The sequence below is a fragment of the Agrobacterium vitis genome (assembly GCF_037039395.1).
GTDB lineage: Bacteria > Pseudomonadota > Alphaproteobacteria > Rhizobiales > Rhizobiaceae > Allorhizobium > Allorhizobium vitis_E.
Genome location: NZ_CP146242.1, coordinates 2,592,645 through 2,606,370, shown reverse-complemented (window position 1 = coordinate 2,606,370; position 13,726 = coordinate 2,592,645). Strand labels below are relative to the sequence as shown.

Here is a 13,726-nt window from a genome sequence, read left to right as displayed (position 1 = left end):
GATCAGGAACCGGATTGGGCTCGCATGCCCATGCAGCCGCGAATTGGCGCCCTTATAAGGCCCTGTGGCTTGCCATTCAAGGGGGGCGAAGGTGCGAAGAGCCCTTCTGCCCTGGAACAATAAGGCTTTCCTTCCGTTGCCCTGCTGAAGAACACCAGCAAGAAGAGAGGAAAGCCAATGGTCAATCTCACGGAAGCCCGCGAAGAGCCCGCCCGCCAGCTTTGGGAGGAAATCGAAGCCATTCATGCCGGCATGCTAGGCCTGGAAGGCTCCACCACGCATATGCAGCCGATGGCGCCTTACGGGGATCCGAAAACCAATACAGTGTGGTTTTTCACCCGGACCGATTCAGATTTTGTCCAGAATATCCGCCCCGGCAGCCGGGCGCATTTCTGCGTGGTCGGCAAAAACCACGATTACCACGCCAGCCTGTCCGGCGTTATCGATGTGCGCCGCGATCCGGGCAAGATCGATGAATATTGGAGCTCGGTGGTCGAGGCCTGGTATCACAACGGCAAGAAAGACCCTGATCTGACCATGCTCGCCCTGCATATCGACGATGCCGAAGTCTGGGCCTCGACCGGAAATCCGCTGAAATTCGGCTGGGAAATCGCCAAGGCCAACATTGACGGCGAAAAAATACCGGATGTGGGGCAGCACCACCATCTGACCTTTGCCTAACGGATATTATTTGCCGCTTAGAAGCCGCTGAGCACCAGGATCAGCGGCTTTTTCGGCAGGCTGCGCATAGACACTGTCACGGCATTGGTCTCAGCAATCCTGACATCAAAACCTGGTCCGAACATTCCAACAAAGTCATTCACGATAGGCCCGCGCCGGTGCATGGGCAGGATCAATGCCGAGCGCAGCCGCTTGACCATCCGGCTCATGCTGTCGCTGCCCAGCGTCAAACCGCCATCGACTGGTACCATCACCACATCCAACCGGCCAATCGCGGCGAACTGTTTGTCCGTCAATTCATGATGCAGATGGCCGAGATGGCCAATACACAGCCCGGCGACCTCGAAAATGAAAATCGAATTGCCGTTCGGTTCGAAATCTCCGCCCCAGCTGCGGATATCGGTGGCCACGTTGCGGATATAGGCATCGCCCACCACAAGGTTATGGTGAACCGGCTCCCCCGGTTGCGCATCGTTCCAGCCATGCAGAACCTGAGCAATGCCGGGGTCGGGCGACAGCGTATAATGGCTGGAATGGGCCTTGTTCATCGTCACCACATCCGGTGTCCGCGCGGAGCGCAAATAACCGCTGTAGTCGGTATCGATTGTCAGGCCCTGCGGCGTTTCGATCTCAAAGGTGGAATGGCCGAGAAAGGTGATGGTGACGTTTTCCGCCAGGGCCGCAAGGCGCAGCGGCCCCTTATCCGTGCCAGCGCTGGCATATTCAACGGGAGAAAATCGAGCCCCGGGAAGCTGGTTGGCCACCAACTGACATTGGCTTACAGGAGGACGGCTGACGGGAGGGCGGGCCGCAGAGCTTTTGTCCTCCGCCAGGGCAAAGCCCGGAAGAAGGCTGAGAATACCGAACATCACCAGCATTCGCGTCATCATGCCCGCCTCAGCTCCTGCCAGCGTTGCATCATGCCTGCAAAGGTAACCGAAGAATGCGCCGCGTCAAAGCACTCGATGCTACTTCCGCGAAAATCTGACAGTCCATCCAATAATCGCCGCTGGCCGTCTGCAATTCTTGAACAGACTGTGACGGTTCGGAGAGATGTTAGGAGATCGTCACTTCTGCTCGGAAGCGCGCAATTTGTGGCGGAGGCCCGCCAGCCAATGGGCCGTGCCGGTCAGGCTGAGGAAGGCGGGCGCGTTGTCGGTTGGCGCGACAGCTTCCATGGAGACGCCGACGGAGGAAATATGGCCGGTTTCGCCGATGTCTCGGACAATCAGGATGATATGACCGAGACGGACCCGGTCGGCATATTCGGCCTTGCCGCCCAGGCGCGCTTCCATCAGTTCGCCAACAGTTTTTTGCCGGTCGGCCTCGTTCAAAAGCCCGGGTCCATAGGCCGCATCCAGTTCGGCGGCGGGACGCGAGGGTGAAATGGTGAAGGTGCCGAAAAACTCGCTATCGTCCTCATCGACAGGCGCCTTGCTGGCAAACAACCGGTCGAGCAGCCGCGAGTAACCCGGCGCGATGAACAGATAGACCTGATCGTTTTCCCGGAGCCGCCCCGCATATTGAAACCGCATCGACTTGCCATCGCGGATCACCAGCGATGGCATGGCCCAGCGCGGAATGCGCGCGCCGCTGAGCACCGGGCTGCCCGCCACGACGCGGTAGGACAGCAGTTCGTGATGGGCGGCGCCCGGCAGATCCAGTTCCACCTTGTCGATAGCGCCGATGCGCGGCGGGATGATCAGGCCGAGCCGCTTGGCCATCGGCTTGATGGTCCAGCCCTGAAGCAGCAGCGAAATCATTACCACGATGAAGGCGGTGTTGAAATAGACTTCGCCACCCTTGAGATCACCGAGGATCGGCAGAATGCCGAGCAGGATGGAGACCGCGCCGCGCAAGCCGACCCAGGAAATGAACCGCTTTTCCTGATGGGTATAATCGAAAGGAATGAGACACAGCCAGACCGCTGCGGGCCGGGCGATAAACACCAGAAACAGGCCCAGAACCACCGCCGGAAACAGGATCTTGATGAAATGCGAGGGCGTGGCCAGGAGCCCGAGCACCAAGAACATGATGATCTGCGCCAGCCAGGTCATGCCCTCCTGGAAGCGGGCAATGGAAGCGCTGCCGGGGATCTTGCGGTTACCGGCATAGATGCCCGCGACATAGACGGCCAGAAAGCCGCTGCCGCCGATGGCGCCGGTATAGGAAAAGATCACCATCGACATGGCCAGCACGATGATCGGCAACAGGCCGCGATCAATCGGGATTTTCTTGACGATCATTGCCATCATCGCCCCGCCGATCAGCCCGAGCGCCAGGCCCATGCCCATCTGCTCGACGAACATCCGCAGCAGGCTCCAGTCGAGACCGGTGTGATCCTTGCCGGTGGACACCATCTGCACCAGCGCCAGGGTGAGAAAGATCGCCATCGGATCATTGGTGCCGGATTCCACTTCCAGCGAGGAGCGCACCTTGTCGCGGATATTGATGCCGCCAATGCGCAACAGGAAGAACACCGCCGCCGCATCGGTGGAGGCGACGATGGAGCCAAGCAGCATTCCTTCCAGCAGCGACAGTTTCAACAGCCAGGTGGCCAGCAGACCGAACAGGCCAGCCGTCAACAAAACCCCGACTGTCGCCAGCATGATCGACGGCGCTGCCGCTTGGCGGAAGGATTGCAACGAGGTTGTATAGCCGGAATCAAACAGGATAACGGCCAGCGCCAGCGAGCCGATGGTATAGGCAACGGAATGATTGTCGAAATGAATGCCGAGACCATCGACCCCGGCCATCAGCCCGATCACCAGAAACAACAGCAGCAGCGGCGCGCCAAAGCGAAAGGCGATCAGGCTGGAAAAAGCCGCAAACAGGATCAGCGCCGTCAGAACCAGCGTGACGATGTAGAAATGTTCCAATCCTTCGCCCTTTCTGGCCCTCGCCCCCGCCTGGCACGATACTCAGCCCAAAGACATCGCTCCACCAGCAACGGCCTGCGCACCATGGCGCCGAACGGCAGACCTCTGATGCCAAAGGCCAGAAGGTCGAGACAGACGGAGCTGGAGGCAATGGCGGCAGAATCGCCTTGAATTTCCTCAGCAATACTATTGATCAGACTGGGGCGAAATTACAAAACGAATTATGGCGATACCGGGGAAAATGGCGGGCGTGGCTACGGTACACGACACAAGCGTTTTTGTTTGCCGCATACCCCCCTCTGTCCTGCCGGACATCTCCCCCTCAAGGAGGGAGATCGGACAGACGTAACCGGCCGTTTCAACGGATAAGTTGCGATTTCCGATATCTTCGAAGCGTAAATGCGACATGGCAAGCCAACTCCTTGCCGATCTCCCTCCTTGAGGGGGAGATGCCTGGCAAGGCAGAGGGGGGGTAAGCCACGCATAAAAATCTTTGCGGTTTGTACTGTGCGGGAGCGACTGCAATGGACAACAGTTTAGCCCGGTGTGTTCGGCTACCCTCAACCTGGCCTCTGCTACGCTTGAGAAGTCGTTCACCGCCAAAGGAGAGGAGGCACGCTGATTTGGGGAGCAACAACCTCAGCACGGCACCCCAGAGCCATGTGAAGTGGCGGGCGTGTCTATCCGTTAATCTTTCAGATGCAAGGCATCGAGCATCATTGACAATCATACAAAAAAGAACATACAAAGAACACATAGGAGTGAAACAGATTCTTACGGTTCGTCCGTATTAGCCCCTTGACTAATTTACCTATGGTTGCAAAATCTATTGCAGTACTCAGGGGACAGTTAATACGGGGTAATAAATGGCGCGTCAGATTAAAATTTCGGCCTCTTCGCTGAATATTAGACTTCACCCACATAGTCCGGACATTTATGTTTCATGGCTCGACAAGATATATCGAAAACGCCTCATCACCCAAGTTTATGGTGACAGATACGGAATGTTATCATCGCTAGATCGTTCAAAATCTGACGACAAGGTTCTTTCGGGCATCATCACTACATTCGTTAAGTTTGATAAAGATGGCCAATGGTTCAATTCTTCAGAGTTGAAAGAGGCCACTGAGGATGAGGTATCAGCGATCTCCATTCCAGTCGATCTGCATTGGAACCCGTCCTCCTTTTACTTCAAATTTTTTGCGAAGTCTCACCGGTTGTATTTCCAAACATATTCAGAAGGAAAGTCCATAACTCCGCTCTCGGCACTCAACTTCTTCAAGAATTTAGCGCGCGACTTGGAAATCATAGGAGAGTTTGGGGAGGCTCAAATATCCGTAGTTCAGGACCGGGCAACCCTCGACAAGATGTTCAGCATTGAGCGGATTAAGGAAATTTCGATAACAATTCTAAAGCCTAACACAGACATTTTTGACGATGATTTCGAAAAAAACATCGAGGATCATCTTGCTCAAACCCGTAGTCGGGAAATCACTGTTACCTACAAAGCTGATGCAGGCGGCTCGATTGATCCAGACGATGACATTAAAAAAATCAGTAAAGTCGCGCTTGATAATGGCTCAGTGAAGGTCGTCGGTCGAGATGAAAAAGGTGCTGTAAAGATGAACAGCGAGCAGTTTCCAGAAGAACTACATAACAAATTTGATCCAGACGTAACCAGCGAGCGCAATGCGTTTCTCGCGCTCCTGCCGCCCTCTCCACCGATTGTGGAATAGCTTATGACAGGTCAATGGAAAACGCTGATTAAGTGGCTCTCGCGCTACTTCCACGCATACGGAGGTGTGCGTGGAGTAATAGCGTCTCCATTTTTCGGCGTCGCAATCATTGTCACCGGATTGAGTTATACAAACTGGCTGAAGCCGGAGCCAAATTGGATCGAGAAGGTCGAAAGCCTAATTCCAGACTTGTTGGGGTTCAGCTTAGGCACCTATGCCATACTCTTCAGTATCATTGGCAGCCGCCTGAAAGGCGCGTTACGGCAGATAAAGGCTCCCCATGGCGTGAGCTATCTTGAGTCTATCAACGCGACATTTTTTCACTTCATCTTTGTCCAAGTCATCGCATTGATGTGGGCGTTCCTATTTCAAGGTTCATGGCTAGTGGACTTGGTGAAGCTTCTCAAGCCATATTATCCTCCGCTTGAGCAGATCGGTATATGGATATTCCGATGCGGTTCGTTCATTGGCTTTTTTCTTCTGGTTTACTCGGTGCTGTTGACCGTAGCGGCTGCCCTTGCAGTCTATCGCCTCGCGCTGATCCGTGATCCGATGGAAGACAAGCAGTAGCTTGATGCGGTCAAACTGGCGGTGGCGCGACTATTTTACCTCAATTAATCGGCATGCCAGAAAAACGGTCTTCCCCTTCCTTCTCCCAAATCGGCACTGTTGGCATTTGCTACCTAATTCTGGAGACAATTGACATTTCCTCTTCTCCTCACAGGGAGGAAGGCGTCATCAAGCCGATGATAACGACTCCGAAAACCTTTGTGTCGAGCACGATAGCATCCGATAAAACGCACGATGCCGCAGACCCATCCCAACGCCTCAATCCCCCGCCTCCCGCTCTCCACCCCCCTGCTCGCTCAAAAACCGCCGCACCCTAGCCAGCGCATCAGCCGGGTCGGATTTGCGGTGGTATTCTTCCAGGATGATCTGCTCGATTTTTTGGCGGGTTTCCTGGCTGCTGCGCGCCGGTTCGCCCGGTGGCATCAGCCTGCGGCGGGCTTCTTCCAGGCGGTGTTGAAGGTCGGTGGCGGCTTCGAGGATGGTGATGTCGATGCTGGCAGGCGGGTCATCCGGCTGGGGTTCCAGCAGATCGAAGGTGACCGGGCGTGGCAGGTCTCGCCGCAGCGCCAGCCGGTAGCGTAGCAGCAGGGCCAGCACGCCCATTGCGAAAACCGGCGGCATGACGATGGCTATCGCCTTCACCCAATCGGCCATGGATTGCCATGTATCGAAAATATCGGCCCAGACATTATAATCGGCCATCGTCCATTCCTCCCGCACTTGTGAGCCAAGCGATCACCGGAGGATTTTGCCCTCTGGCGATCGGGGAGTTCGAAAGCCGCCAACAAACGACTGCCTTGGTCTTTAAGCCGAAGCTCTGGACATGCACCAAGACCTCCCCGACCATAGAAGGATGGAGAGTGGACCGTATAGACATAGTCCACCGCCTCAGCCACAAACCTATGGCTGAGGGGTGTCATTTAACGACCGACACGGGCCGTTGTTGGAGGAGTTTCGACACTCCAGGACCGGCACGTTACAACTGGTCCCGCAACTGGTTTAGCGTATAACGGGTGGAGAGGGGAAGCGGATTTTGACGGACTTCCGTTGAAATCATCAGGAAGAATGGTGGAGGGTTAGCGTGTTGAATATATGTCTGAAAATGGCTGCATTCGGTATGGCTACAATGGAAAGGTTGTGCCGTTAGGTTCACCCCCCTCTGCCTTGCCAGGCATCTCCCCCTCAAGGGGGGAGATCGGCGTGGAGTTGGCCGCTCGCTTTGTATCGCCTGTAGAGGGCTTCGGAAGACCCAAACAGCTTGCTTGCTTGAGAGTTTCCTCTTTCTCTGGTAGATAAGTCTTCATGAATAATCATAGGGTGAAAAGTGAAGCAATCTGGCAAGCATTGACCACGGTCAACGCGCCGCTTCCGCTTCACATCGACTCGGACACACTTCTGGCCTGCCTTCGTCTCCGTTTTACGGAGCGACAGTGGAGACCGCATGTGCGCGCCTTTTTTCGTGAGGTCGGAGTCGAAATCCTGATGGACATGGTTGTCGAAGGCTCGGTCACGTTTGATGATCTTGCAAAGGCCATCTCCTTCTGGGATGTCGACGAGGACTACGAAAATGCGCGATGGATACGGGAAATGGCTGCCATCTCAGTGGCAAAAGCTCATGGAACTGACGCTTCAGGCGGTCGACTCCGTCACTGCTGAAAACGAGCTGTCGCCATATTGGACATTCGGCGATGGAACTTCCCTAGCGATCGATCTCGAACACCGGATCAGTTACGACATCGACGCATTCATGGACTCCGCTCGCATCGTCAAGCAACTTGTTCCCGTCAATAACCCCGTGACCAGGGATATCTGCTGGGATGCCGCGAGGCAGAAGACCAACTACCAGTATCCCGGCCACTACCTCAAGCTGATCCTCACCGGGGTCGGTGAGATCGACTTCCTGACCGCCTCCTCACTTGTCGACGATTCAACGACAGAATTCAGTTTCAACGGACGCATTATCGATCGCGAACGCCCATGTGAAGTGATCGCAAAGAAGATCTATTATCGAGGCACGACCTTCAAAAGCCGAGACGTGTTTGATCTCGCCGGAATATTTCTCGTTATGCCGAACGAGCTTTCCGTTGCAGCCGCATCCCTCTTCATGACACCAGAAATCTACGAGCGCGCCCGGCTCCGAATCGAGACCAAGAGGGATGCCTTCAAAGAAGATATGTTCGAAGAGGTCAATCCGACGGATTTCGGCACGAGTTACATGGAAAATGCCTGCGAACTTGCCCTCGAGGCACTCGACTTCATGCAGCACAGGCCGCGACCGCCCTGCTTGCCGAAGCGCTGAACTCACAGACGACGGACGGGGTCGAAAAACATGGTGGCAGTTATACCGACTTCCGACGGTTCGCGCCTGCCCCAACCAAACAAAAAAGCGGACCGGTTTCCCGATCCGCTTCTCTTATGTCGTTAAGTAACTGCGAGGTCAGCTTTAGAATTGCCGATGGCGTGGCGAAAATGGTGATGTCGAGAACCGGAGCGGAGCGTACTTAACGTACGTGAGCCTAGGTAAGCACAGACAGCGCCATTTGCAGCCCGCCAGCGGTAATTCTGGCTGCTTAGATGAGCTTGCCCATGGCGACGGCGGTGTCGGCCATACGGTTGGAGAAGCCCCATTCGTTGTCGTACCAGGACAGGATGCGCACCAGCTTGCCGCCGTCCATAACCTTGGTCTGGTCGCCGGAGAAGGTCGAGGAATGGCTGTCGTGGTTGAAGTCGATCGAAACCAGCGGCTCTTCGGTATAGCCGAGAATGCCCTTCAACTCGCCTTCCGACGCAGCCTTGATGGCGGCGTTGATTTCTTCCTTGGTGACCGTGCGACCGGGGATGAACTTAAGGTCAACAACCGAGACGTTCGGGGTGGGCACGCGGATGGCCGAACCGTCCAGCTTGCCCTTCAGTTCCGGCAGAACCAGGCCAACGGCCTTGGCGGCACCGGTCGAGGTCGGGATCATCGACAGCGCAGCAGCGCGGGCGCGGTGCAGGTCCTTGTGCATCGTATCCAGCGTCGGCTGGTCGCCGGTGTAGGAATGGATGGTAGTCATGTAGCCGCTTTCGATACCGACGAGCTTTTGCAGCACGTAGGCAACCGGCGCCAGGCAATTGGTGGTGCAGGAGGCGTTGGAAACGACCAGGTCGTCCTTGGTCAGCGTGTTGTGGTTGACGCCGTAAACGATGGTCTTGTCGGCACCGTCAGCAGGCGCCGAGACCAGCACGCGCTTCGAGCCATTGGCCAGGTGGAGCGATGCCTTTTCCTTGGCGGTGAAAATGCCGGTGCATTCCAGCGCGATATCAACATTGCTCCAGGGCAGATCCTTGGGATCGCGAACCGCGGTCACCTTGATCGGCGCGCGACCGTCGATGATGATGCTGTCGCCTTCGACCTTGACGGTCGAGGGGAAACGGCCATGGACGCTGTCATAGCGCAGCAGATGCGCATTGGTTTCGACCGGGCCAAGATCGTTGATGGCCACGACCTCAATGTCGGTCCGACCGGATTCGATGATACCGCGCAGCACATTGCGGCCGATACGGCCAAAGCCGTTAATGGCAACTTTCACAGTCATTGCATAACTCCCGCTTGTCGGATGGCTCCGGGCTGCTGGGTCGCCCCCGGAGCGGTGATGGTCTGGAACGGCGCGACGATGGCCAAGTGGTTCTCGCCTTGGGCAGCCCCAGGCATTGGGTAAAGGCACTCATGTGGGTCAAGGCGTTCAGTCAAGCCCGAAGAGAAGCGGGCCCGCCAGACCCGCTTTTAATGCCTCTTCAGGAAAGCTTGGCTTCAGCCGCTTCGACAATCGCTTCGACGGTGATGCCGAAATGCTTGTACAATTCCTTGTAGGGGCCGGAAGCGCCGAAGGACTTCATGCCGATAAAGGTGCCGTGCGAGCCGATGATCTCATCCCAGCCCTGACGGATCGCCGCTTCAACGCCGATCTTGACAGGAGCCGTGCCGATCACCGCGTTGCGGTATTCCTCTGGCTGCTCAAAGAACAGTTCGAAGCACGGCACGGAAACGACGCGGGCGGCAATGCCCTTGGCGGCCAGAGCCTCACGCGCCTGGATCGCCAGCTCGACTTCCGAACCGGTGGCAAAGATCGACACCTTGGCATCGTCAGCGCCGAGCAGCTCATAGCCGCCCTTGGCCGACAGGTTTTCCGCCGAATATTCGGTGCGGGCCGCAATCAGGTTCTGACGGGTCAGCGCAATGCCGGACGGACGATCCGTATGGGTCAAGGCGATCTGCCAGCATTCAGCCACTTCCGTGGCATCGGCCGGGCGGAACATCATCAGGTTGGGGATGGCGCGCAATGCAGCCATCTGCTCGACCGGCTGGTGGGTCGGGCCATCTTCGCCAAGACCGATGGAATCATGGGTCAGAACGTGAATGACGCGAATGCCCATCAGAGAGGCCAGACGGATCGACGGACGGCAATAATCCGAGAAGATCAGGAAGCCGCCGGAATACGGAATGAGACCGCCATGCAGGGCGATGCCGTTCATCGCCGCCGCCATGCCATGCTCACGAATGCCCCAATGCACGTAACGGCCCGAGAAATCGGTCGGCGTGATCGACGCAGTCTGGCTGGTCTTGGTATTGTTGGAGCCGGTCAGGTCGGCGGAACCGCCAAGCGTCTCGATCACCACGCCATTGATCACTTCCAGCGCATCCTCGGAGGATTTGCGGGTGGCAAGGGTCGGCTTGGTCTCGGCCAGCTTCTTCTTATAGCCGTCGATGGCAGCATCGAATCCTTCTGGCAGTTTGCCAGCGAAGCGGCGGGTGAACTCGGCCTTGTGATCGGAGCCTTCCAGAACTTTTTCCCATTCGGCACGTGTGGAGGCACCACGCGCACCGGCTTCGCGCCAGGCGTCCAGCACATCGGCAGGCACGTGGAAAGGCTCGTCGGCCCAGCCCAGCGCCTTGCGGGTGGCAGCGATTTCGTCGGCACCGAGCGGCGAACCGTGCACCTTATGGGTGCCCGCCTTGTTGGGAGAACCAAAACCGATCACCGTCTTGCAGGCGATCATCGTTGGCTTTTCGGACAGCTGGGCGGCGGACAGTGCAGCCGAAATCGCTTCCGGGTCGTGACCGTCAACGGCCATCGTGTTCCAGCCCGAAGCGCGGAACCGGCCATGCTGGTCGGTGCTGTCGGCCAGCGAAATCGCGCCGTCGATGGAAATGCCGTTATCGTCCCAGAGGACGATCAGCTTGTTGAGCTTCAGATGGCCAGCCAGCGAAATCGCTTCCTGGCTGATGCCTTCCATCAGGCAGCCATCGCCAACGATGGCATAGGTGTGGTGATGCATCAGATCGCTGCCGAATTCGGAAGCCAGCTTCTTTTCAGCAATCGCCATGCCGACGGCATTGGCAACGCCCTGGCCGAGCGGGCCGGTCGTCGTCTCGATGCCCGAGAGATGGCCATATTCCGGGTGACCCGCCGTTTTCGAGCCGAGTTGGCGGAAATTCCTGATGTCGTCAATGGAAATGTCTTCGTAGCCGGTCAGATAAAGGACCGAATAGAGCAGCATCGATCCATGACCAGCCGACAGCACAAAACGGTCGCGATTGGCCCATTTGGGCGCCTTGGGATCGAAATTCAAAAAGCGGGTAAACAGCACCGTCGCGACATCGGCCATGCCCATTGGCATGCCAGGATGGCCGGAATTGGCCTTTTCGACCGCATCCATGGACAAAAATCGGATCGCATTGGCCATCCGGTTGTGCTTTTCGGGAGAAATCATGACTGTTCCGCCTGTTCCGGGTCTCGATGGACGAACGCCGTTCGGGCGAACGTCAGAAAGTGGGTGATCCTTAACATCTAGGACGGGCAAGTCAATAAATTGAGGCCGGGTGATTGCGTGGAAGGCATTATTTCAGTTTTTGCCTTAATATTGATCATTGTCTCGTATTGATGCGCGCCATGGACGATGGCGGGTCTACTCGTCCACAAGCATGACACACCGAAAAGCCGGGGTTTGTTGACGCCAGCTACAGGCAATGACTAATGTCGCGTGAGAACTATGGGGGCCAAGGGGTCGATTCGGCTTGCCTTTTGGAGTTTGTCAGGGAAAAATGAGGCCGGTTTTCCGAAACGACAAAGACGTGCAAGAACATCTGGAGGCTTTCCGGCTCGAACAGAGCCTGAAAACTTCATAAGCCGGGGCAGAGAGACATGGCGACGGATAAAGCGGAAGCCGCGCTCGGTGCATTGAGACAGGCCATTTCCGGCCTGGAAAATGCCATAGACATGCGACTGGAACTGCAACGCGCCAATGGCGAGGTGGAGCAGGAGGTGAAGCGCGTCCATATCGACCGCGCCCGTCTTGCTCAGGAACTTGACCAATCGCAATTTCGGGCCAACCGGCTGGAAGAGGTCAATCGCGAAGTCTCGCGCCGCCTGGTCACCGCAATGGAAACCATCAGGGCCGTACTGGACCGTTAGGCCAGCCTCGCCTCACTCAGGGATCATTCGACAGACATGGCACAAGTCACGGTCACCATCGATGGAAAAGCCTATCGCATGGCCTGCGAGGAAGGGCAGGAAAACCACCTGACCGATCTGGCCAGCCAGTTCGACCGTTATGTCAGCCACCTCAAAAGCCAGTTCGGTGAAATCGGCGACCTGCGCGTTACCGTGATGGCGGGCATCATGGTCATGGACGAATTGTCCGAGCTGAAACGCCGGATATCAGTGGCCGAAGCCAACTCCGCCGGCGCTATCGGCCGTGAAGACGACATCCTTGCCGCCATCATGGAATTGACGGAACGCCTCAACGGCCTGACCCGCAAGCTGACCGAAAAACCGCAGGCTGCGGCCAGCCCAACTGAAAACCAGCACCACTGAAATAAACATGGCTGCAACCGTCAGCACCACTGGCGCAAGGACCGGAATGCGCCTATATCTGTTATGCGGTCTGCGCCTCTCGACAGGAACACACAATCCCTGGGGCCATACCCGATCTTGAGGGAGCTGTCCCTGTTCGGACCCGTGGGTTCAGACATACGGCGCCCACCTACTTTGTAGGCTCCCAGGATCGCAAAAATCCATCGGTTGCGTGGACCGCACTTTTCCCTTCCATCAGTTTCAGACGGGTTTGGCGCAGCTACCGTTTCGTTCAAAACGGCTTGCTTTCAAAGCGGCGAGCGCGGCACAATACATGGTACTGCTGCGTAATTCTCGGAAACAGCCATGTACCAACCACCTCATTTTCGCCATACCGACCACGAAGCGCTTTGCCAGTTCATCATGGCACAGCCGCTTGCCCTGCTGATCACTTCTGGAAGCGGCGGATTGATCGCCAACCCCCTGCCCTTCTTCCTGTTGCGCGGTAACGACACGCAGCCGGACCGGCTGCTGGCCCATATGGCGCGCGCCAATCCGCAATGGCAGGCCATCGACGCAGGAGACGAGGTTCTCGTCGCCTTCATGGGCTCTGATCATTACATCTCACCCAATTGGTATCCCAACAAGCAGGAGACCGGCAAAGTCGTGCCGACCTGGAATTACCAGGCCGTGCAGGTCAAAGGCATAGCAAAAGCCCATCAGGACCCCGCCTGGCTGCTGGCGCAGGTCCGCCTGCTGACTGATCAGATGGAAGCCTCCGGTCCTCGCCCCTGGGCTGTCGATGACGCACCGGACAATTTCGTCACCGCCCAGATGCGCGGCATCGTCGGGATCGAAGTGCAGATTTCTCATCTGGAGGGCAAACTGAAGGCCAGCCAGAACCGGACCGACATCGACCGGCAAGGCGTGCTGGATGGCCTTGACGGACAAGAAACGCCCCAGGCCAACGCTATGGCCGCGCTGGTGCGACGCGCCAAGAGCTAAGTCAAAAGGGAAAGAAATA

The 13,726-nt window shown here is 56.8% G+C and carries 13 protein-coding genes and 1 other RNA gene; 9 read left to right on the top strand and 5 right to left on the bottom strand.

What is annotated here, in order from left to right; all coding sequences use genetic code 11:
* Positions 1 to 177 precede the first annotated feature (177 nt).
* Positions 178 to 681: a pyridoxamine 5'-phosphate oxidase family protein gene (locus tag V6582_RS14535; RefSeq protein WP_156633966.1), complete on the top strand. Its 504-nt coding sequence runs from the start codon at positions 178 to 180 to the stop codon at positions 679 to 681.
* 17 nt (positions 682 to 698) lie between these two features.
* On the opposite strand, the gene V6582_RS14530 is transcribed toward V6582_RS14535, so the two are convergent.
* Together V6582_RS14530 and V6582_RS14525 are read right to left on the bottom strand one after the other, a co-directional pair.
* Positions 699 to 1,571 carry an MBL fold metallo-hydrolase gene (locus tag V6582_RS14530; protein WP_156633968.1) on the bottom strand — a complete coding sequence of 291 codons (873 nt, stop codon included), beginning with the start codon at positions 1,569 to 1,571 and terminating at the stop codon, positions 699 to 701.
* Between the two features lie 177 nt (positions 1,572 to 1,748).
* A complete protein-coding gene (locus V6582_RS14525; protein WP_156633969.1) occupies positions 1,749 to 3,560 on the bottom strand; it encodes a potassium/proton antiporter in 1,812 nt (603 codons plus the stop codon).
* Between the two features lie 866 nt (positions 3,561 to 4,426).
* Between V6582_RS14525 and V6582_RS14520 the strand changes: the two genes are divergently transcribed.
* Together V6582_RS14520 and V6582_RS14515 are read left to right on the top strand one after the other, a co-directional pair.
* On the top strand, positions 4,427 to 5,296 hold the full coding sequence (locus V6582_RS14520) for a DUF4747 family protein (RefSeq protein ID WP_156633971.1): 870 nt from the start codon (positions 4,427 to 4,429) through the stop codon (positions 5,294 to 5,296).
* Between the two features lie 3 nt (positions 5,297 to 5,299).
* Positions 5,300 to 5,866: a hypothetical protein gene (locus tag V6582_RS14515; protein ID WP_156633973.1), complete on the top strand. Its 567-nt coding sequence runs from the start codon at positions 5,300 to 5,302 to the stop codon at positions 5,864 to 5,866.
* Between the two features lie 258 nt (positions 5,867 to 6,124).
* On the opposite strand, the gene V6582_RS14510 is transcribed toward V6582_RS14515, so the two are convergent.
* Positions 6,125 to 6,568 carry a protein kinase gene (locus V6582_RS14510; protein WP_349508880.1) on the bottom strand — a complete coding sequence of 148 codons (444 nt, stop codon included), beginning with the start codon at positions 6,566 to 6,568 and terminating at the stop codon, positions 6,125 to 6,127.
* A 600-nt stretch (positions 6,569 to 7,168) separates the two neighbouring features.
* Here V6582_RS14510 and V6582_RS14505 point away from each other — a divergent pair.
* The gene (locus V6582_RS14505; protein ID WP_156634678.1) at positions 7,169 to 7,522 is read left to right on the top strand and encodes a hypothetical protein; all 354 of its coding nucleotides are present in this window, start codon (positions 7,169 to 7,171) and stop codon (positions 7,520 to 7,522) included.
* Complete coding sequence (locus tag V6582_RS14500; RefSeq protein WP_156634679.1) at positions 7,482 to 8,165, top strand: hypothetical protein; 684 nt, start codon at positions 7,482 to 7,484, stop codon at positions 8,163 to 8,165. The genes V6582_RS14505 and V6582_RS14500 overlap by 41 nt, the downstream gene beginning before the upstream one ends.
* Before the next feature lie 271 nt (positions 8,166 to 8,436).
* Here V6582_RS14500 and gap read toward each other — a convergent pair whose 3' ends face one another.
* Positions 8,437 to 9,444, bottom strand: a complete 1,008-nt coding sequence (gene gap / locus V6582_RS14495; protein ID WP_060718227.1) for a type I glyceraldehyde-3-phosphate dehydrogenase — start codon at positions 9,442 to 9,444, stop codon at positions 8,437 to 8,439.
* A 199-nt stretch (positions 9,445 to 9,643) separates the two neighbouring features.
* Positions 9,644 to 11,620 (bottom strand): transketolase, encoded by a 1,977-nt coding sequence (tkt, locus tag V6582_RS14490; RefSeq protein ID WP_156634680.1) that lies wholly within the window; start codon positions 11,618 to 11,620, stop codon positions 9,644 to 9,646.
* A gap of 431 nt (positions 11,621 to 12,051) precedes the next feature.
* Here tkt and V6582_RS14485 point away from each other — a divergent pair, with 431 nt between their 5' ends.
* From V6582_RS14485 to V6582_RS14470, 4 genes are all read left to right on the top strand, one after another.
* On the top strand, positions 12,052 to 12,321 hold the full coding sequence (locus V6582_RS14485) for a DUF4164 domain-containing protein (protein WP_060718229.1): 270 nt from the start codon (positions 12,052 to 12,054) through the stop codon (positions 12,319 to 12,321).
* A gap of 36 nt (positions 12,322 to 12,357) precedes the next feature.
* Complete coding sequence (locus V6582_RS14480) at positions 12,358 to 12,723, top strand: cell division protein ZapA (RefSeq protein ID WP_156634681.1); 366 nt, start codon at positions 12,358 to 12,360, stop codon at positions 12,721 to 12,723.
* 64 nt (positions 12,724 to 12,787) lie between these two features.
* A non-coding RNA gene (gene ssrS, locus V6582_RS14475) (6S RNA) lies at positions 12,788 to 12,945 on the top strand.
* Between the two features lie 123 nt (positions 12,946 to 13,068).
* Entirely contained in the window at positions 13,069 to 13,707 is a 639-nt protein-coding gene (locus tag V6582_RS14470) for an FMN-binding negative transcriptional regulator (RefSeq protein WP_156634682.1), read from the top strand.
* The last annotated feature ends 19 nt before the right edge of the window (positions 13,708 to 13,726 follow it).